Below are 21308 nucleotides of genomic sequence, written 5' to 3'. Positions count from 1 at the left end.
TTGGCTTCTGCTGTTTCCCAGTTGTAATGGTTACGACTACCACTATTTCGCTTTAATTCGCGATAAATGGTGGATAAATCTACATTTATTGCCTTGGCAATATCTTTTTTACTCATTTTCTTTTGGAGTAACACATTTATTGTGTACCTTTGCTCCGAAATAATTTGTTTGTACATAGCAATGCAAATATAATTATTTCTGGGGAGACAGCGGTCTCCCCGTTTTATTTTATTGCATTGCTCATTGAATTTCTTGACATAGCTCAATACATGGGGGCTACTCGCCCCCAAACCCCTCGGTGTTTTCAGGTATAGATTATTAAGCCTGAAACCCCCTCAGATTTTTGCACTTCTATTGAGAACTTGCCTAAAAACAAGTCGTAATTTTTGAGATAAGAAAACTATATTCTGTAAATAGTTTCTCTATGTTTTGTACATCCCAACTCTACGTTTGTCCTTTGCGCCCTCTTCCCCGATTTTCCCCCAAAAGTGGTTACGGTTACAGAAGTTACAGTTTTTCATGAGTCAGTTTCCTTTTCCCTCTTTAGAAGAAGATAATAATAATATATATTATATATTATTATTATCTATTATTATTACTTACAATCTGTAAGTACTCAAAATTCCTTGTACCCCCTCCGCTGAAAACTGTAACTTCTGTAACCGTAACCACTATAACCGTCTTCGCCCACTTCCGAAAATGACGTAGAAATTTATTAATTATGACAAATTCAAAAAGTCAGAAGGTGGGGGGCAGCAAGGCTGCTTGCCCTGCCAAGTGTGGTGCGCAGTCTTATCATAAAAAAAAGCTCAGGGCAAAACACCCTGAGCTTACTATTGTCATGATTTTTCTTAAATTATTTACTTCTGGCATTCCTTGCATGGAGTCCAAGGCTTCAACTGCTTGAAGAAGTCGTTGCCCTTGTCGTCTACGAGGATGAATGCAGGGAAGTCCTCTACGGTAATCTTCCAGATAGCCTCCATACCGAGCTCTGGGTACTCTACGCACTCGATGCTCTTGATAGAGCTCTGAGAGAGAACGGCAGCTACACCACCGATAGTACCGAGGTAGAAACCACCGTGCTTCTTGCAAGCCTCTGTAACAACATCGCCGCGGTTACCCTTGGCAATCATTACCAAGCTAGCGCCGTAATCCTGGAACTCATCTACGTATGGGTCCATACGGTTGGCTGTGGTAGGTCCCATAGAGCCACATGGATAACCCTCTGGAGTCTTGGCTGGACCAGCATAGAGGATAGGGTGGTTCTTGAAGTACTCTGGCATCTCCTCGCCAGCATCCAAGCGAGCCTTGAGCTTAGCATGAGCGATGTCACGAGCCACGATGATGGTACCCTTCAGGTTGACACGGGTGCTTACAGGATACTTGCTCAACTCAGCACGAACTGCGTCGATACCCTTGTCGAGGTCGATTTCGATACCCTTGGTACCCTCACCTGGGTTGCGGAGCTCCTCAGGAATCAACTCTGTTGGATTCTCATCCATCTTCTCCAACCAGATACCGTCCTTGTTGATCTTAGCCTTGATGTTGCGGTCGGCAGAGCAGCTTACACCCATACCGATAGGGCAGCTTGCACCGTGGCGTGGCAAACGGATGACACGGATATCGTGAGCCAGATACTTACCGCCGAACTGTGCACCCAAGCCAATCTTGTGAGCCTCTTTGAGGAGCTTGTTCTCCAGGTCGATGTCGCGGAAAGCACGACCGGTCTCATCACCTGTTGTAGGCAATTCGTCGTAATATTTGATAGAAGCCAACTTCACGGTAAGGAGGTTCTTCTCTGCTGAAGTACCACCGATAACGAAGGCGATGTGGTAAGGAGGACATGCAGCTGTACCCAGGCTCTTCATCTTCTCTACGAGGAATGGGAGGAGGGTGCCCTCATTCTGGATAGTAGCCTTGGTCATAGGGTAGAAGTAGGTCTTGTTGGCAGAGCCACCACCCTTAGCTACCATCACGAAGCGGTACTCGTCGCCCTCTGTAGCCTCGATATCAATCTGAGCAGGCAGGTTGCAACGGGTGTTTACCTCATCATACATGTTGAGAGGAGCGTTCTGAGAATAGCGGAGGTTGTCCTGTGTAAAGGTGTTGTATACACCCAGGCTCAAAGCCTCTTCGTCCTCGAAGTCCGTCCATACGCGCTGACCCTTCTCACCGTGGATGATAGCAGTACCTGTATCCTGGCAGAATGGGAGAATGCCCTTAACGGCAGTCTCTGCATTGCGGAGGAACTGGAGTGCTACGTACTTGTCGTTCTCTGAAGCCTCTGGGTCGCTGAGGATCTTAGCCACCTGGAGGTTGTGCTCACGACGGAGCTTGAACTCTACGTCGTGGAAACCCTGCTGTGCCAGCAAGGTAAGAGCTTCCTTAGAAACCTTGAGGATAGTCTTACCCTCGAACTCTGCTGTGCTTACGCCTTCCTTAGAGATAAGGCGATACTCTGTCTTGTCCTCTCCAATCTGGAACATTGGAGCATACTTAAAATCTGGAGTCATATTAATTTATAATTTATAATTTATAATGAATAATTATTTTTTTCTCTTGTTTTTAAAATACTTGTAAGTATTTTTAATAATTCTGTACAATCGGCATTGATGCTTTCGAATTGTTTGTCGTCAATATATTCACTTTCGTGAAGAGTCTCTAACCAAAATTCGGTTTTCTGCTGCTTCTTTAAGTGAGATACTTAATTTTGCGTAAAAATCAGCTTTGGATTGAGCTACGCTAGCTTCTTTCGCATTGGCACCGATACTGGTGCCGCTGCGAACAATCTGTTTTGAAAGAATATATTCTTTCTTTTGTTCACATAAATATTTATACAGTTTTATGATTCTTAGGGCAAACTGCTTTGGTTTATGAGAATTAAATTATACTCTTTCATAACTGCTGAATTTATACATTATTAATTGTACATTATTAATTATACATTATCAATATCCAAAGATTTCTTCCTGGCTCAATCTCTTGATAGGAGCAATCTTCTCCAGACTCTTCATGTCAAGATTCTTCTCATCACCGAGGATCACCATGCGGTATGGCTTGCCTACGATATTCTGCTTCTCGAAGTTCGTGATGTCCTGGAGAGTCAGAGAAGGGAGCTGCTCGTAGTAGAGCTTGGTTACATCATAGTCGATACCCATCAGCTTGGCATTGAAGTAGGCATTGATGACGCCAGCCTTGGTAACGCGACGGCTCTGGATAGACTTCATCAGGTTCTGTTTGGCAAGATTGAAGGAAGCCTCGTTCTGTGGGAGATTGTCGGTAATCTCATCGAAGACGTGGATGCAGTCCATCATCTTGTCATTCTGGGTGATGACGTGACGCATGAAGTAATCCTTCTCGTCCTTGCGAACTGGAGTGTAGTAGGCAGCACCGGCATTGTAAGCCAGACCGCGGGTCTCACGAAGCTCCTGGAAGACGATGGTATTCATGCCGCCACCATAATATTCATTGAAGAGAGAAATCAGGCCCCCGTCCTTCACATCGCTCTTCTTTCCGGTGTTCTGGTAAGAACGCAGATAGATGTTCTTGGCATCGTAAGGAGCGATATAAATCTCGTTCTGCTTGATTTCCTCCATCTTGTACTCCTTGCCCTCAGGAACGGCAGCAAGCTTCTTGGCTGTCTTGTGCTCCTTGGCGAGCAGGGCGTTGAGCTGCTTCTCGCTGTAAGGACCGTAGTAAGCCACGGTGTGCTCGATGTTGTTCAGTCCACCCAGAAGATTGACGAGCTCCTGAGGATCCATCTTGCGCAGGTCTGCAGTCTTGATGGCGTTGCGGATTGGGTTGTAGGCACCGTAGGTGCTGTAGCTCCAGAGATGGCTGAAGTTTGACTGCTGGTTGGTCTTGGCATCCTGCTGTTGCTTCTCGATGAGGTCGATGAACTGGTTCCATGAGGTCTTGTCTGCCTTGGCATGGTGCAGGATTTCCTCCGTCAGCTGGAGAGCTGCAGGAAGGTTCTCGTTCAAACCGTTGAGGCTGATCTGCAGAGTCTTGGAACCCTGGGAGACGCTGAAGTTGCAAGCTAGCTTGTAGAAAGCCTGCTTGATGGCAGAAACGCTCTTCTTGTCGGTTCCGATATAGTCGAGATACTGGGCTGCATAGCTGTAGCGGATATCATCCTCATCGCCGAACTCGTAGCGGAATACGAGGTTGAAGAGGTCGTCCTGGGTGTTCTGCTTGTATACGAGAGGCAGCTTTCTGCTGGTCTTGCCTACGGTAAGATCCTTCTTGAAATCGAGGAACTGAGGCTGGATTTCAGGCACCTGGGCGTTCTTGATTTCCTTGACGAAAGCACTCTCATACTCGCGGTTTGCCGGAATAGGAGTGATGGCTGGCTTCTCAATCTTCTTCAAGGTTGTATCCTCGCCCATGCGCTTGTATACGCATACGAAGTTGTCGTCGCGCAGATATTTGTTGGCGAAATCCACGATGTCCTGCTTGGTCAGCTTGCTCTGACGTTCCAGCTTGCCGGCTACGTCTTCCCATTTCTCGTCGTTGATGAAGGCGTCTACCATGATGCTGGCACGGTTGTCGTTGCTGTCGAGACCTCTGTAGAAGTTCAGCTTCTTGTTGGCGATGACCGAAGGCAGGAGGTCGTTGTCGAATTCTCCACGGCGCAGCTTCGCCATCTCCTGGAGCATGAGACTGCGTACCTCTTCCAGCTTCTGACCCTTGTTAGGATTACCGGCAAGGATGAAGGCAGAATAGTCGTGCAGACCGTAGACGAAGGCTCCGGCAGAAGCCAGCTTCATCTGCTGCTCCAGGTCAACCTCCATCAGTCCAGCCTTACCGTTGGAAAGCATGTCTTCGATGACATCGAGCACATCGCTCTCCTTGTCGTTGGCGCCCTTGAATTTCCATGCGAGCATCACGTTCTCAGCCTCCTTGCCCACTACGGCTGTATCCTTGACGGCAGTAATGTCCGGCTGCAGGCTGAACTCAGGACGGGAGAGATTCTCGTTCTTCTTCCATGAACCGAAGTACTTGTCGATGATGGCGATGGTCTGGTCTGGGTCGAAATCACCTGCCAGGCAGATAGCCACATTGTTCGGTGCATAGTAGCGATGGAAATAGTTCTGGATATTGATGATGCTGGGGTTCTTGAGATGCTCCTGCTCACCGATGGTGGTCTGGGTACCGTAAGGATGGGTAGGGGTGAGAAGCTTCCAGAGGGCAGCAAACTCCTTGGTGTTGTCGCTAGCCATGGAGATGTTCTTCTCCTCGTATACAGCCTCCAGCTCGGTATGGAAACCGCGGATCACCATGTTCTGGAATCGGTCGCTCTGTACCTTAGCCCAATTCTCTATCTCGTTGTTCGGGATGTTCTCTACATAGCAGGTCACATCGTTGGAAGTATAGGCGTTGGTGCCCTGGCTTCCGATGCTCGCCATCAGCTTGTCGTACTCGTTCGGGATGTTGTACTTGGCTGCCAGCTGCGAAACCGAGTCGATTTCGTGATAAGCCTGCTTGCGCTGTGCAGGGTCGGTCAGCTTGCGGTAGCTCTCATATCGGCGAGTGATTTCGTCGAGATAAGGCTTTTCCTTGGCATGGTCTGTGGTTCCGAAATTCTGGGTTCCCTTGAACATCAGGTGCTCCAGATAGTGGGCAAGACCGGTTGTTTCGGCAGGGTCGTTTCTGGAACCTGTCTTCACTGCGATGTTTGCCTGCAGACGAGGCTTTTCCTTGTTGACTGACATATACACCGTCAGACCGTTGTCGAGGGTATAGATGCGTGTCTTCATCGCATCACCGGGGATGGTGGTGTAATGATAATCCTTAGCTGTGGCGCTGAGGCTGCCCATCAGGACAGCTGCCAGCAAAACGTGCTTGATCTTCATTTCTTAATTATAAATTGTTAATTCTTCATTATGAATTAATTCTCGTATTCCACTTCCTGGTCCAGACTGTTGACGAAGTTTCTGAAAACCTCTTCCTCCACATCGCCCATGGCATACTCCTTTTCGGCATCCTTCTTGATTTCCGCTATCCATGAGCGGCGTGCCTTGATGTAGTCCTCGTGGATGCGGTTGGCATCCTCCAGGGTAATCTCGGAGATGTGGTAGTAGTCGCAGATCATCTTGTAGGTCCATGCCCACTGGTATTCGCGATAGTTGGCATCAATCTCCTCGAAGCGGCTGATGAGCTCCTGGATGGTTTCGATGGTTCCATCCTTCAGGTCGGCGATGATGCGGTCTTCCTCGCTAACCGGCAGGAGGAGTCCGGAGAGGTCATCCCAGTCGCTGGTTCCTATCTCCGTGGTAGGAGGGGTGATGGAAGGGTCGCGCTTCAAAACTCGCTTCAGCACGGCACCCATGTAGATGCGCAGGGCGATATCGTAGTATTTGATGCCCTTGTGGAGCGATGTAGCCGGGATGATGTATTCGTGGTAGAGGTACTGCGAAACGTTGTCGCCCGTCACCTCGCGCAGGTTCTCCAATATCTTCTTGCCCTTCAGGATTTCGCCTACGGAGAACGGAGAGAGCCAGTCGAAGTTGACGATGCTCTTGCGGTTTTCCGGTGCACGGAGGTCGCGCTTAGGCCATTTCTTGATGTCGCGGTACAAGCCCACGGTGGTGATGTTTCTGCCCGGAATGAGGAACATCTTGTCGCCATCGGCTATCAGATAGGCGAATGGCAGGTTGCGGGTGTTAGGGTGGTGCATCAGCTTGCCGAAGCATACGGAGAACGAACCCAGGGTGGCTGGCATCAGCAGATAGGCACCGCTGGCTGTCTTCGAACCGCGCTCCAGGATGCCCCAGTGCATTGGCCCCATCTTGTAGGCATGGTTGGAGAAGTTGGTGGCTGAACCGGCATTATAGAACGAGAACATGCCGCCGATAAGCAGGCTGCTCTTGTGATGCGATGCTGTGAATGGTCCACAGAAGGCGGCGCACGCCTCACCGTTGCTCATATAGCTGTTGGCAAAGAATACGGAGGCTGAGGCTGTGAAACCGTTGCTCAGCTGGCAGGCTTCTCCCACGAAGCAGTCCTGTATCTTCACGCTGTTGATAACGCTGGAACCCTCGGCGATGATTGAGTTCTCGATGATGACTCCCGTGCCGACATATACGTTGCCGTGAACCGAACCGAGCAGCGTACAGTCGCTGAGCCGGGAAGCTCCGTTTACCTCGCAGAGGTCGTAGATGACACAGTTGGTAATCTCCTTGGTGTTGACAATCTTCACGTTGTTGCCTATCTGTCCGCGTTCCGGCATCTTGTTGTCGATGTCGGTCTTGATGAGCTGTCTGATCTTCTCCTTCAGTTCCTTGTCGGAGAAATGCTTCACCATGAAGGCGGCAAGCTGACTGTTCAGATCGCTGAAGAGAATGACGTTGCCTTCTCCCACCTCGTTGAGCACGCTCACCAGGTTGCCCTCACCGTAGGTTGCTCCCTCGGTGGTTTCCATGGTAGAGATGTTCGAGATGTAGCAATCATCCCCGATGTTGTAGTTGTTGATGAAATTGCCTACGTTCTCGATGAGGCAGTCATCACCTATAGTTACATTGCGCAGGGTGGCATTGTTGATGCCAGAGTGCTTTACGAAGCCTTGGCTCACCTCTACATTCTTGTTGAAGGCGCCGATGTTCACTTCGCCGTAGAGCATCACGCGGTGCATGAAGTTCGGTTTGAAATCTTCTGAGACATTGATGGATGTCCAGTCTTCAGCCCAGCAGTCGTTGCTCTTGAGTACCTCGATTTCCTCGGAGGTTAGGGGTCTGTAGTCATTCATATTGTTGATACGTTTTTATAGTTTATTCATAATCCTGGTACAGGAAGTCGTTGTATGGATACTTCTGTACGTGGAGCTCTCTTACTTTCTTGTACAACACCTCACGGAACTCGTCGATGTTCTCCTTGTTCTTTGCCGAGATGAACAGGCAGTCATCGTTGAGCTTTGCCATCCAGGTCTTCTTGAGGTCTTCCAGCGGAATGTTTTCCTTCTCCATAGGGGTGAGGTCGTCTTCCTCCTTCTCAATCCAGGAATAGTTGTCGATCTTGTTGAAGACAATCATCGATGGCTTGTCGGCACAGTCCAGTTCCTTCAGCGTGTTCTCTACCACCTGTATCTGCTCTTCAAAGTCAGGGTGGGAGATGTCTACTACATGGAGCAGCAGGTCGGCCTCGCGGGTCTCGTCGAGTGTACTCTTGAAGGAGTCTACCAGGTCGGTAGGCAGCTTTCGGATGAATCCTACGGTATCTGCGAGGAGGAACGGCAGGTTGTCTACCACCACCTTTCTCACGGTGGTATCGAGGGTAGCAAAGAGCTTGTTCTCGGCAAACACTTCGCTCTTCGAGAGCAGGTTCATGATGGTACTCTTGCCCACGTTGGTATAGCCTACGAGGGCCACACGGATCATTCTGCCGCGGTTCTTGCGCTGGGTGTTCTTCTGCTTGTCGATTTCAGCCAGTCGCTCCTTGAGCAGGCTCATTCTGCCCAGGATGATACGGCGGTCCATCTCGAGCTGGGTTTCACCCGGTCCACGCAGACCTACCGATCCCTTTCCGCCACCTGAGCCGGAACCACCACCCTGGCGTTCCAGGTGAGTCCAGAGTCTTTGCAGACGAGGCAGCATGTAGCGATACTGTGCCAGCTCTACCTGGGTCTTGGCAGCTGCCGTCTGTGCACGCATGGCGAAGATGTCGAGGATGAGCGAAGTACGGTCCAGAATCTTCACCTGCAGTTCCTGCTCGATATTTCGGATTTGCTTGGCAGAGAGTTCATCATCAAAGATAACCATACCGATTTCTCTGTCTTCCTCCTCTTCTTCCTTGATATATTGCTTGATTTCCTCGAGCTTACCCTTGCCCACATAGGTAGTCTGGTTAGGCGAAACCACCTTCTGCGTGAATCGCTTCACGGTGACCGCGCCAGCCGTATCGGCAAGGAATTCCAACTCGTCGAGATATTCCTTGGTCTTGGCTTCGTCCTGTGTCTTGGTAATCAGACCCACGAGCACAGCGGTTTCCGCCTTGACTTCTGATATTACAAATTCTTTCATTTACGTATACGTGTCTATTATATATATAATTAGGTGCAAAGATACTGTAAAATGCAGACAATACAAAATAAAACCGAATGTTTTTTGATTTTTTATTGCTAATGGTCCCTTATCGGTAGAGCAAAACTTGCAAACGTTTACGTTCTTTTTTGCATAAAAAAAAGTCTTTTTTTTGATTTGCATCAATTTTATTATTACTTTTGCACCCAGAAAGAAAAACTGATTTTCAAAGATATAAATCATAACTACATAAAAAACACAACTGCTGAAACATTCAAAAACTTCAAGAGCCTCGACGTGATGTCGGGGCTTTTGGTTTTCATTTCGTTTCATTTTCTTTCATTATGCTTTCTTTTTCATGCCTTTATCGATTTTTGAACAAAATGTGCACTTCTTTGCTCAAAAAGTATACCCCCGCAGCTTAATTTTTGCTTATCTTTGCAACTAAATGGTTTGCATCTGAGGAAGAAAACTGAAGCAGATTCGCTTTTCTTGGGTGTATTTCCGACAACTGACAGAATTATTAAATCTATAAATGTAGACAAGATGAAGCAAAAAATTGGTATTACTGGTATTTATTTGCTCGGTGCTCTCGCAGCACAGGCGGGCAACTATACCGTCAAATCGCCTGATGGCAAATTGGCAGTGAATGTATCGTGTGAAGGGGGCAAGGGTTTGCTGTCAAGCATAAAAAAGGTTCCTTCGAAGGATGTTACTCCTTGAAGGAACCTTTCTTGTGTATATATTATAGAACCTATTGAATCTTATGGTTCTCTTGAGACTTCCGGAGGGAAGCTTTAGTCATTCTTGAAAACCAAACCGTGATCCTTGACGTAATCGATGGTGATTGGCTTCTCACGACTTACTTCCTCTGAAAGAATCTTCTTGCTCAAATCGTTCAAGACGTAATCCTGGATGGCACGCTTTACTGGACGGGCACCAAACTCTGGATCGTAACCTACCTCGGCAAGATAACCGATGGCAGCTGGAGTCCAGCGGAGATCGAAGCCCTGAGGCTCCAACATCTTCTTGGCTCTGTTCATCTGCAACTCCACAACCTTGGCAATCTGATCCTTGGTCAATGGCTGGAAGGTGATGATGTCGTCGATACGGTTCAGGAACTCCGGACGGAAGGTCTTTCGCAACATCTCACGGCTTGCGTTGGAAGTCATGATGATGATGGTGTTCTTGAAGTTTACCACACGGCCCTTGTTGTCGGTCAATCGGCCATCGTCCAATACCTGGAGCAGGGTGTTGAAGACATCAGGATGAGCCTTCTCAATCTCATCAAAGAGAACCACACTGTATGGCTTGCGGCGAACAGCCTCGGTCAACTGGCCACCCTCATCGTATCCTACATACCCCGGAGGCGCTCCAATCAAACGGGTGACACTGAACTTTTCCTGATACTCACTCATATCAATTCGCGTCATCATTGACTCGTCGTTGAAGAGATACTCAGCAAGCGCCTTGGCAAGCTCGGTCTTACCTACACCGGTGGTGCCGAGGAAGATGAAGCTGGCGATAGGACGTTTAGGGTCCTGCAAACCGGCACGGCTGCGGCGAACGGCATCGCTTACGGCTGTGATAGCCTCGTCCTGGCCGATGACTCTCTTGTGGAGCTCCTCCTCCAGATGGAGCAGTTTCTCGCGCTCACTCTGCATCATTCGGCTTACTGGTATTCCGGTCCAGCGGCTTACTACCTCTGCAATATCATCGGCAGTCACCTCTTCACGGATCATAGCCTCACCGCCCTGGGTGCTCTTCAGCTGCTCCTGAATCTTCTTGATATCCTCTTCAAGGGCTACCAGCTTAGAGTAGCGAATCTCGGCTACACGCTCGTAATTGCCTTCACGCTCCATGCGCTCAGCTTCGAACTTGAGATTCTCCATCTCCTGCTTGTCTTGCTGAATTTTGTTGACGAGAGCCTTTTCGCCTTCCCACTTTGCACGGAAGTCATGTTCCTTATCCTTCAACTCTGCAATCTCCTTGTCGAGCTGCTGAATCTTAGGCTGGTCGTTCTCACGCTTAATGGCCTCACGTTCAATCTCTAACTGCTTCAAGTGGCGGGTGATTTCATCCAGTTCCTCTGGTACGGAATCACGCTCCATACGGAGCTTGGCCGCGGCTTCATCCATCAGGTCGATGGCCTTATCCGGGAGGAATCTATCAGAAATATATCTCTCTGATAATTTGACTGCTGCGATACAGGCGTCATCCTGGATACGAACCTTGTGGTGGTTCTCGTAACGCTCCTTGATACCACGGAGAATGCTGATGGCATCTACCTCGTCTGGTTCATTCACCATCACGGTCTGGAATCGGCGCTCCAGAGCCTTATCCTTCTCGAAGTACTTCTGATACTCGTTGAGGGTTGTGGCACCGATGGCTCTCAATTCGCCACGAGCCAAGGCTGGCTTCAGGATGTTGGCTGCATCCATGGCACCCTCGCCACCGCCAGCACCTACCAGGGTATGAATCTCATCGATGAAGAGGATAATCTGACCATTGGCATTGGTTACCTCCTTGATGACGCTCTTCAAACGCTCCTCGAACTCACCCTTGTATTTGGCACCGGCAACCAGTGCACCCATATCGAGCGAATAGAGCTGCTTGTTCTTCAGGTTCTCCGGTACGTCGCCACGAACGATACGCTCTGCAAGTCCCTCTACGATAGCGGTTTTACCAGTGCCAGGCTCACCGATGAGGATAGGGTTGTTCTTGGTGCGGCGAGAGAGAATCTGGAGCACACGGCGAATCTCTTCATCACGTCCGATAACCGGGTCGAGCTTGCCGCTGCGAGCCTGTTCTACCAGGTTCTTGGCGTACTTTTCAAGACTCTGATAGTTCTCATCGGCACTCTGGCTCTTCACGTTCTGACCCTGTCGCAAAGCCTGGATGGCTGCGGTAAGGTCCTTTTCGTTGGCACCCGCATCTTTGAGGATTCGGGCAGCGGTAGAGTTGCTCTTGAGGATAGCGAGGAGGATAGGTTCCACGCTTACGAATTCATCTCCCATCTTCTTGGCGATGTCCTCGGCGTTGATCAGTATCTGGTTGGTATCGCCCGAGAGGTATGGCTGACCGGCACCCTGCACGCGAGGCAGATGCTGCATCTCCTGCTGAAGGAGCATGGCAATCTGGTTGCCGTTCATGCCCAGCTTCTGGAAGATATAGTTGGTTACATCAGGTGCTTTCTCGATGATACCGCTGAGAAGATGTACCGGTTCGATGGTCTGCTGACCATTTCTCTGCGCTATGTTCACAGCGGCCTGCACCGCTTCCTGCGCCTTGATTGTAAATTTGTCGAATGTCATATCTTAATCTCCTTTCTAATTGTTATTTTCTACTTATGTTATGGATGCTTCAGCCTTTGTGGGTTTTCTGCTTCGGGAAAGCTTCGGCCTTTTGGACTTTCAGCTTCTGAAACCTCAGCCCCGTCCGGCTTTCAGCATCGCAAACCCAGGAAGCGAATAGTGTGCCCTGTTGGGCTTTTTCTGTGTTTTTCTGACGTTTTGTCTGATTTTTCCAGAAACTCGTCTCTTTTTTCTCGGTTTCTCTGTCAAAATGTCTGAGCCATTTCTTGATTTACCGCAAATTATTAAATAATAGCTTTAAATTGTGATAATAGCTCTTAAATATTTGCGTATTTCAAATGTTTTTCGTAACTTTGCAGCGATTTAAAAAATAGATTGAAGTCTAATTCAAAATAGATAAATAGTTAATGGCTGAAACAAAGAAAATTAAGACAGCTTTGGTGTCTGTCTTCCACAAGGATGGCTTAGACGAGTTGCTCGCTAAGCTGAATGAAGAGGGTGTTAAGTTCTTGAGTACTGGTGGTACCCAGAAATTTATTGAATCTCTTGGTTATGAATGTCAGAAAGTAGAGGACGTTACCACATATCCATCTATCCTTGGTGGTCGTGTGAAGACTCTTCACCCAAAAATATTCGGTGGTATCTTGGCTCGTCGTGACAACGAGGGCGATCAGGAGCAGATGAAGGAGTATGAAATTCCTTCTATTGACCTCGTGATCGTTGACTTGTATCCATTCGAGCAGACTGTAGCTAGCGGTGCCAGCGATGCAGACATCATCGAGAAGATTGATATCGGCGGAATCTCTCTGATCCGTGCCGGTGCCAAGAACTTCAAGGATGTAGTCATCGTACCTAGCAAGGCAGAGTACAGCGTGCTTCTCGATATCTTGAAGAAGAAGGGTGCTGAGACTGACATTGAGGATCGTAAGATGTTTGCTGAGCGCGCATTCGGTGTAAGCTCTCACTACGATACTGCTATTCACGCTTGGTTTGCCAAGTAATCTCTCTCATGTAGAGACAAGGCTGAATCCGAGGTGTCTCTGAAAAATGCTTTCGGAGGCTTCTCGGATGTGTCTTTATATACGATGAAATTTTAAGCTTAGAATATTTTTAGTATTACATTACAACAAATGGGATTTTTTTCATTTATTCAGGAAATCGCAATGGACTTGGGTACTGCCAATACCATCATTATCAGTGATGATAAGATTGTAGTGGACGAACCTTCCGTTGTAGCCCTCGACCGCAGAACAGACAAGATGATTGCTGTGGGCGAGAAGGCTAAGATGATGTACGAGAAGACTCATGACAACATCCGTACTATCCGTCCTTTGCGAGATGGCGTTATCGCCGACTTTACTGCCTGCGAGCAGATGATGCGTGGACTCATCAAGATGGTTCACACAGGAAGCCGTCTGTTCTCACCTTCTCTCCGTATGGTTATCGGTGTACCTTCTGGTTCTACCGAGGTGGAGCTTCGTGCCGTGCGCGACTCTGCTGAGCATGCCGACGGTCGTGATGTTTATTTGATTTTTGAGCCTATGGCTGCTGCTATCGGTATCGGTATCGACGTAGAGGCACCAGAGGGTAATATGATAGTTGATATAGGTGGTGGTAGCACCGAGATTGCAGTAATCTCTCTGGGTGGTATCGTATCCAACAACTCTATCCGTACTGCAGGTGATGATCTTACTGCAGACATCCAGGAGTATATGAGCCGTCAGCACAACGTGAAGGTTTCTGAGCGTATGGCTGAGCGTATCAAGATTCATGTAGGTTCTGCATTGACCGACCTGGGTGATGAGGCTCCAGAGGACTTCATCGTTCACGGTCCAAACCGCATCACCGCTCTCCCTATGGAGGTACCTGTATGCTATCAGGAAATCGCACATTGTCTGGATAAGACAGTGGCAAAGATAGAGAACGCTGTGCTCTCAGCATTGGAGAACACACCTCCTGAGCTTTATGCTGATATCGTGAAGAACGGTATCTGGCTCTCTGGTGGTGGCGCTTTGCTCCGCGGTCTCGACAAGCGACTCCAGGACAAGATCAACATTCCATTCCATATTGCAGAGGATCCTTTGCACAGTGTGGCTAAGGGAGCAGGCATTGCATTGAAGAATGTGGATCGCTTCTCATTCTTGATGAGATAATAAGAATAAAATAAGGTAAGTTCCGCATTTGGACATTAATTCTATAGTGCCCATTTGCGGAATTTTAATCATATATAAGTAGTATATGCACAACCTTTTAGAGTTTTTACAGAAATACAACCATTGGTTTCTCTTCCTGATTCTTGAGGTGGTGAGCATGGTGCTCTTGTTTCAGTATAACAGCTATCAGGGTAGCGCATGGTTTTCTACAGCCAACGTCGTAACGGGCAAGCTCTACGAATGGAATTCGAACGTTGAGACTTTCTTCTCGCTTACCAAGGTGAACCAGGAACTGACGCAGCGAAATGTGTATCTGGAACATCAGGTGAAGCAGCTTTCCGACAGTCTGGTCAGCCTGACCAAAGACAGCAGTTTCCTGAAACGTGACCAGTTTGCCATGCTGAAGAGCTATAGATTGATACCAGCCAAGGTGGTGGACAACAGTATCGATAAGCCAGGCAATCTCATGACCATCGACAAGGGACGTGCTGAGGGCATTCATAAGGATATGGGTGTGGTCAGCGGAACCGGTGTCGTGGGCATCGTTTATATCGTGGCTGAGCATTACAGCATCGTGATTCCTGTGCTCAATGTAAAATCGAATATCAGTTGTACCATCCAGGGCAGAGGATATTTCGGATATCTGAGATGGAAAGGCGGCTCTTCTGAGTTGGCTTATCTGGAAGATGTGCCTAGACATGCGCACTTTAAATTGGGCGACTATGTGGTGACCAGCGGATATTCGGCTGTGTTCCCTCCTGGCATAAGAGTGGGCAAGATTCTGCACGTTTTCAATTCTGCCGACGGACTCAGTTATCGTGTACAGTTGCGACTCTCTACCGATTTCGCCCGTCTTCGTGATGTCTGCGTCATCGATGATGCTGCCATGAAGGAGCGATTGGAGATTCTGCGTGCTGCCCAGGATAGCATCAAGCCAGATGGTAGTACTGGAGATAATAATTAATATAAAATATAGTAAGAGGAGAAAAACTCAGAATTTAGAGGAGATATATTGGCAATGAGTATAGATTTAATGAAACGACTCGGCATCTTCGTGGTGCTGGTGCTGGTGCAGGGATTGGTGTTTAATCACATTCACCTTTTCAACTGCGCTACCCCCTTGCTGTATATCATCATGGTGCTCCATTTCCGCAGAAACCACCCTCGCTGGGCGGTGCTGCTCTGGTGCTTCATGATGGGACTTTGTATTGACGTGTTCGCCAATACCCCTGGTGTTGCAGCTGCTTCCATGACTCTGGTAGGCCTGCTGCAACCGTATCTTTTCGAACTCTTCGTGCCTCGTGATAGTGCCGACGACCTGGAGCCGTCGGTGCGAACCATCGGTATGGGTTCGTATTTCCTGTATGTATTAATTATAGTACTCGTTTATAATCTCTTGTTTTTTACACTCGAAACATTCAATTTCTTCAATTGGATGCAGTGGCTCATGTGTATTGGTGGCAGTACGGTCATCACTATGGTGATGGTCATGGCCATCGAGGGCTTCAGAAAATAATATATTAAATAAGGTGTATGATAGATTACAATCTTGAAAAGCGTAGATTTGTTATTGGGGGAGTGGCCATAGCTATTGTGGTCATTTACTCCATTCGTCTGTTTACGCTTCAGATTATGAGCGACGACTATAAGAAGAATGCCGACAGTAATGCCTTCCTGAAGCAGATTGAGTTCCCTTCCCGTGGAGCTATTTACGACCGTAACGGCAAGCTGATGGTGTATAACCAGCCTTCTTATGACATCATGGTTGTGATGAAGGAACAGGAAGGAAGACTCGATACCTTGGACTTCTGCAATTCCTTGGGAATTACAAGGGAACAGTTTGACAAGCGTATGGAAACCATCAAGGACCGTTCCAAGAATCCGGGCTATTCCAGATATACGCAGCAGCTCTTTATGAGCCAGCTGTCTGACAAGGATTTCTCGGTATTCCAGGAAAAGATGTTCCGTTTCCCTGGCTTCTATGTTCAGAAACGAAGCGTGAGAGAATATACCTATCCTTACGCAGCCCATGTGCTGGGTGATGTGGGAGAGGTCTCGGAAAGCGATATTGAGGAGGACGATTACTATCAGCCTGGTGACTATATCGGAAAGCTGGGACTGGAGAAACATTATGAAAAGCAGCTCAGAGGCCAGAAGGGCGTGAAGATTATGCTTCGAGATGCCCACGGACGAATACAGGGCAGTTATCAGAATGGTAAGCTTGACCAGAAGCCGATTGCAGGTAAAGACCTTACCCTGGGTATCGACATCAATCTGCAGGCACTCGGGGAACGGTTGCTCCAGGGCAAGATTGGAAGTATCGTGGCAATCGACCCTCGTACCGGTGAAGTCCTGGCGATGGTTTCTTCACCAACCTACGACCCTCGTAAGCTGGTGGGTAAGAACAGAGGAAAGATGCATAAGTGGCTCTCCAAGAATCCTTGGAAACCGCTCCTGAACCGTAGTATCATGGGACAGTATCCTCCGGGTTCTACCTTCAAGACCACGCAGGCGTTGACTTTCCTGACCGAAGGTATCATCACTCCAGGTACAGCCTTCCCATGTAATCACGGATTCTCTTACAGAGGATTGCACGTAGGATGTCACGGTCACCCATCGCCTATTGCGCTTGTGGATGCCATCAGTACTTCCTGTAACGGTTACTTCTGTTGGGGACTTTACTACATGATAGGTAATAAGAGTAAGTATGGTTCTGTTCAGAACGCCATGACAACCTGGAAAGACTATATGGTGAGTATGGGATTCGGCTATAAGCTGGGTATTGACTTGCCGGGTGAGAAGCGAGGACTGATCCCGAATGCACAGTTCTATGACAAGGCTTACAAGGGATCATGGAACGGACTTACCATCATCAGTATCTCTATCGGACAGGGTGAGGTGAACCTGACACCGTTGCAGATAGCCAACCTGGGTGCTACTATTGCCAACCGAGGTTATTACTATGTGCCTCATGTGGTGCGCAAGGTAAAGGGTGAACCGCTCGATACGCTCTACACCCGTAGGCACGTAACCAAGGCTTCGCGCAGAGCTTACAACTATGTAATTGCCGGTATGAGAAGTTCTGCCTTGAAGGGAACCTGTAAGATGCTTTCCCGTTACGATTTCGAGCCTTGCGGCAAGACGGGTACTGCCCAGAACCGTGGTCATGACCACTCAGTATTCATGGGTTTTGCACCAATGAACAACCCGAAGATTGCCATTGCGGTATACGTAGAAAATGGTGGATGGGGTGCCGACTATGGTGTGCCTATCGGAGGCTTGATGATGGAGCAATATCTGAAGGGTAAACTGTCGCCTGCTTCTGAAAGTCAGGCTGCCCAGATGCAGGCACGCAGAATTGCATACGGTTCTAGCAGTAGATAAGGGAACAATTTATAATGTATAATTCATAATGTATAAATTATATTATTATGAGCGATAATAAACAACCTAGTGTGCTGCGTTCGCTCGACTGGTGGACGATAGGCATCTATCTGGCACTTCTGGCTTTTGGCTGGATCAGTGTCTGTGGTGCCAGTTACACATACGGTGACAATGAAATCTTCAGCTTAGGTGCTCGTTCGGGTATGCAGATTGTATGGATTGGAACATCGATAGCATTGGGTTTGGTTCTTCTTTTGCTCGATGACCGGATTTACGATACATTCTCGTATGTGATCTATGCGGTACTGATATTGCTGCTTTTTGCCACGATATTCAATCCGCATAGCATCAAGGGTTCGCATTCGTGGCTCGTCCTGGGACCGCTCCGACTGCAACCTGCCGAGTTCGGTAAGTTTGCCACGGCTTTGGCTGTAGCGAAATTCATGTCGAGCTATGGATTCAATATCCACAACATGAAGCATTTCATGGCGGCAGTAGGTATCATCATGCTTCCTATGGTATGTATCGTGGGACAGCGTGAAACGGGTTCGGCGCTGGTTTATTCAGCCTTCTTCCTGATGCTCTATCGCGAAGGAATGCCGGGTGCCGTGCTCTTTACGGGAGTTTCGATGGTGGCTTATTTCGTGTTGGGAGTGAAGTATGAGAACGTGATGATGTGGGATACCTATACCTCGGTGGGCAAGTTTGTGGTGCTTTTGCTGGTACAGATCTTTACTTCGGGTATGGTCTATTCGTATACGGGCAATAAGAAACATGCGCTTATCATCCTGGGCTATTCCCTGGGTATTACGCTGATATTTGCCCTTTTCTCCACCTATGTCATTCCGTTCGATATCGTGTGGATACAGCTCCTGCTATGTGCGCTGATGATAGGATTCCTGGTTTACCATGGTTTGAGAACGAGATTCAGAAACTATTTCCTCATCTCGTTATTCTCTCTCGGTTCTATCGCCTTCTTCTATAGTGCCGACTACGTACTGAATAATGTGATGGAGCCTCACCAGCGAGTTCGTATCAACGTGCTTCTGGGTCTGGATGAAGACTTGGCGGGTGCCGGATATAATGTTCATCAGAGCGAGATTGCCATCGGTTCGGGAGGTTTGCAGGGTAAGGGATTCCTGAATGGAACCCAGACTAAGCTCAAGTTCGTGCCAGAGCAGGATACTGACTTCATCTTCTGTACGGTAGGAGAGGAGGAAGGATTCCTGGGTTCGGCAGGTGTTTTGCTGCTCTTCCTGGCGTTGATATTGAGACTGATACACCTGGCAGAGCGACAACCTTTCAAGTTCGGACGAATATACGGCTATTGCGTGCTGAGTGTTTTCCTGTTCCACCTGTTTATTAATGTAGGAATGGTGCTGGGACTGACGCCTGTAATCGGTATTCCGCTGCCGTTCTTCAGTTATGGCGGTAGTTCGCTTTGGGGCTTTACCATTCTGCTCTTCATCTTCCTGAGAATAGATGCAGGTAGAAATCTGGTAAGAAGCTAGAATCTGGTAAAGAGCTAGAATTCTGCTAAGAAACTGGGATAAAAGAAAAATGACCAATGGGAAATCCTCATTGGTCATTTTTTGTTATCTTCACTCCGATATCGCTTACGCCAGGCAGAATCTCGCGCTTCATGTCATGACGCACAGTGATATGGATAGAGTCTCCCTGATTCAACCTGTATACGTTGATAGGGAAGTTGTACTGATAGTAGCTGATGCCTTGCCCTTTGCTTACACCGTTCTTGTCTATCAGCTGACAGTTTACGGTGTCTGTCTTGCATGCGCTGGGCACATGCTTGTTGTTGTGGTAGATGTTCTGCTCCACGATGAGGGTAAGTCCCATGAAAGGATAATTACCCGTGATGCGGAGCCCCAGGCTCTCGTTGTAATAGCCGCCTTCCAGAAGAGGTGGAATCTCGAACGAGAGCGTGTCGTTCTTCTCCCATCCTGCAATCGGGGTATGCGCATAACTGTCGAATACGGTAGAATGCTTGCAGGAAGGGAGCGACATGGTTGCTACCATTACCAATATCAAATATATCAGTCGTTTCATTTCTTGTCTTCTGGTTTTTTATCACCACCATGCTGCTGGCGTGGCTGACGATTGCGATTGTCGCGACGGCGATTGTTGTTGCCGTTCTGATGACGGTTGCCCTGACGGTTCTCGCCTTGCTGCTGTCGGTTCTCGCCCTGCTGACCGTTCTGCTGCTGTCGGTTCTCGCCCTGCTGGCCGTTCTGCTGCTGTCGGTTCTCGTTCTGCTGCTTGTTTGCCTTATTGTCTGCGTCCTGGCGGTTACGATTCTTGTTATTTTTCTTTTTCTTTTTCTTCGACTTGTCGAAGCGGCTCAAGTCTGATTCGTTGAGCAAATCGATAGGCTTGGAAGATTCCTTGATCTTTCCGTTCTCCAACAGGCTGAGAGGCTTTTCGCCATTCCGGTTCATCTCGATGATTTCCTTGGCACGTGCTGCGGTAATAGTTTCGAGGTTTGAAGCCAGATTCTTATCAGAAGAATAGGTGATGAGACCAGCCAGAATATCTACCTTGAACTGATGGAATTCGCCATCGGCAGTCTGCAGAACTGCATCCTTTGGAGGCATCTTGCGACTTGCTTCTACATAGTTGTCTACCTCATAGTTGAGACAACATTTCAGCTTGGCGCACATACCTGCCAACTTCTGAGGGTTGAGCGAGATGTCCTGATAGCGTGCGGCATTGGTGCTGACGCTCACAAAATTCTTCATCCATGTAGCGCAGCAGAGTTCGCGACCACAAGGACCGGTACCACCGATGCGGCCTGCTTCCTGACGGGCACCAATCTGCTTCATCTCGATGCGCACGTGGAAGGTATCAGCAAGCACCTTGATGAGCTGACGGAAGTCTACTCGCTCATCGGCGATATAGTAGAAAATAGCCTTGTTGCCATCACCCTGATACTCTACGTCTCCGATTTTCATCTTCAATCCCAGGTCCAGGGCAATCTGTCTGCTCTGAATCATGGTAGCATGCTCGCGGCTCTTTGCTTCCTTGCATTTGTCGAGGTCTACCTGCTTGGCAATGCGATAGATGCGCTTGATGTCGTCCTGCGACTTGAGATTTGCCTTCTTCAGCTGCAGTTTCACGAGTCTACCGGTGAGTGTAACCACACCGATGTCGTGACCAGGGTTGGCTTCCACAGCCACGATGTCGCCCTTTTTGAGGTCGAGGTTATTCACATTATGGTAATATCCCTTTCGGGTATTCTTGAATTGCACTTCTACGAGGTCGGTGCTCTCGGCGTTACCTGGCACGTCTGCGAGCCAGTCGTATGTGTTCAGCTGTCTGTCCTGTCGTCCCACCGCCTTGCAGCAGAGTCCTCGGTCGCAGCCGTTCCACAATCTGAATTTCATATTCTTGTAATCCACGATAAAATCTATTTTATAATATTATTA

General features: G+C 48.3%; 15 protein-coding genes and 1 pseudogene. 7 read left to right on the top strand and 9 right to left on the bottom strand.

Features of this window, described 5'->3' with window-relative positions:
* The 6 genes and pseudogenes from ACTQ16_RS10315 to hflX form a co-directional block, all read right to left on the bottom strand.
* Positions 1 to 176 (bottom strand): helix-turn-helix domain-containing protein (locus tag ACTQ16_RS10315; RefSeq protein WP_441937316.1); only part of this gene is annotated, 176 nt, incomplete at its 3' end.
* Positions 177 to 860: 684 nt separating this feature from the next.
* Positions 861 to 2513, bottom strand: a complete 1653-nt coding sequence (locus ACTQ16_RS10310) for a fumarate hydratase (RefSeq protein WP_441937315.1) — start codon at positions 2511 to 2513, stop codon at positions 861 to 863.
* A 20-nt stretch (positions 2514 to 2533) separates the two neighbouring features.
* Positions 2534 to 2849 (bottom strand): annotated as a pseudogene (locus tag ACTQ16_RS10305) (four helix bundle protein).
* 99 nt (positions 2850 to 2948) lie between these two features.
* Complete coding sequence (locus tag ACTQ16_RS10300; protein ID WP_441937313.1) at positions 2949 to 5855, bottom strand: M16 family metallopeptidase; 2907 nt, start codon at positions 5853 to 5855, stop codon at positions 2949 to 2951.
* A 35-nt stretch (positions 5856 to 5890) separates the two neighbouring features.
* Positions 5891 to 7747 carry a DUF4954 family protein gene (locus tag ACTQ16_RS10295; RefSeq protein ID WP_441937312.1) on the bottom strand — a complete coding sequence of 619 codons (1857 nt, stop codon included), beginning with the start codon at positions 7745 to 7747 and terminating at the stop codon, positions 5891 to 5893.
* 22 nt (positions 7748 to 7769) lie between these two features.
* The gene (gene hflX, locus ACTQ16_RS10290; RefSeq protein ID WP_217760787.1) at positions 7770 to 9017 is read right to left on the bottom strand and encodes a GTPase HflX; all 1248 of its coding nucleotides are present in this window, start codon (positions 9015 to 9017) and stop codon (positions 7770 to 7772) included.
* A gap of 546 nt (positions 9018 to 9563) precedes the next feature.
* Between hflX and ACTQ16_RS10285 the strand changes: the two genes are divergently transcribed.
* A complete protein-coding gene (locus ACTQ16_RS10285) occupies positions 9564 to 9740 on the top strand; it encodes a hypothetical protein (RefSeq protein WP_441937310.1) in 177 nt (58 codons plus the stop codon).
* A gap of 74 nt (positions 9741 to 9814) precedes the next feature.
* Here ACTQ16_RS10285 and clpB read toward each other — a convergent pair whose 3' ends face one another.
* Positions 9815 to 12331 (bottom strand): ATP-dependent chaperone ClpB, encoded by a 2517-nt coding sequence (clpB, locus tag ACTQ16_RS10280; RefSeq protein ID WP_294967909.1) that lies wholly within the window; start codon positions 12329 to 12331, stop codon positions 9815 to 9817.
* A gap of 407 nt (positions 12332 to 12738) precedes the next feature.
* On the opposite strand from clpB, the gene ACTQ16_RS10275 reads away from it, so the two are divergent.
* The 6 genes from ACTQ16_RS10275 (at position 12739) to rodA (ending at position 19379) form a co-directional block, all read left to right on the top strand.
* The gene (locus ACTQ16_RS10275; RefSeq protein WP_153124553.1) at positions 12739 to 13332 is read left to right on the top strand and encodes an IMP cyclohydrolase; all 594 of its coding nucleotides are present in this window, start codon (positions 12739 to 12741) and stop codon (positions 13330 to 13332) included.
* Positions 13333 to 13461: 129 nt separating this feature from the next.
* Positions 13462 to 14484: a rod shape-determining protein gene (locus ACTQ16_RS10270; RefSeq protein WP_006847875.1), complete on the top strand. Its 1023-nt coding sequence runs from the start codon at positions 13462 to 13464 to the stop codon at positions 14482 to 14484.
* 85 nt (positions 14485 to 14569) lie between these two features.
* Positions 14570 to 15448, top strand: a complete 879-nt coding sequence (gene mreC / locus ACTQ16_RS10265; protein WP_294967904.1) for a rod shape-determining protein MreC — start codon at positions 14570 to 14572, stop codon at positions 15446 to 15448.
* A gap of 54 nt (positions 15449 to 15502) precedes the next feature.
* Positions 15503 to 16000 carry a rod shape-determining protein MreD gene (mreD, locus tag ACTQ16_RS10260; protein WP_294713812.1) on the top strand — a complete coding sequence of 166 codons (498 nt, stop codon included), beginning with the start codon at positions 15503 to 15505 and terminating at the stop codon, positions 15998 to 16000.
* A gap of 17 nt (positions 16001 to 16017) precedes the next feature.
* Positions 16018 to 17868 carry a penicillin-binding protein 2 gene (gene mrdA, locus ACTQ16_RS10255; protein ID WP_294967902.1) on the top strand — a complete coding sequence of 617 codons (1851 nt, stop codon included), beginning with the start codon at positions 16018 to 16020 and terminating at the stop codon, positions 17866 to 17868.
* 47 nt (positions 17869 to 17915) lie between these two features.
* Positions 17916 to 19379 carry a rod shape-determining protein RodA gene (gene rodA / locus ACTQ16_RS10250; RefSeq protein ID WP_294967900.1) on the top strand — a complete coding sequence of 488 codons (1464 nt, stop codon included), beginning with the start codon at positions 17916 to 17918 and terminating at the stop codon, positions 19377 to 19379.
* Between the two features lie 67 nt (positions 19380 to 19446).
* Here the strand turns inward: rodA and ACTQ16_RS10245 are convergent, their stop codons facing one another.
* Both ACTQ16_RS10245 and ACTQ16_RS10240 read right to left on the bottom strand, forming a co-directional pair.
* Complete coding sequence (locus tag ACTQ16_RS10245) at positions 19447 to 19932, bottom strand: gliding motility lipoprotein GldH (RefSeq protein WP_217760783.1); 486 nt, start codon at positions 19930 to 19932, stop codon at positions 19447 to 19449.
* Positions 19929 to 21281, bottom strand: a complete 1353-nt coding sequence (locus tag ACTQ16_RS10240; protein WP_295346758.1) for a regulatory iron-sulfur-containing complex subunit RicT — start codon at positions 21279 to 21281, stop codon at positions 19929 to 19931. The genes ACTQ16_RS10245 and ACTQ16_RS10240 overlap by 4 nt, the downstream gene beginning before the upstream one ends.
* Positions 21282 to 21308: the final 27 nt, after the last annotated feature.

This window comes from Prevotella sp. LCP21S3_D2, assembly GCF_052118345.1.
In the GTDB taxonomy this organism is placed as follows: Bacteria; Bacteroidota; Bacteroidia; order Bacteroidales; family Bacteroidaceae; genus Prevotella.
Note: the sequence above shows the minus strand (reverse complement) of the source record. Positions and strands in the feature narration are given on the sequence as shown.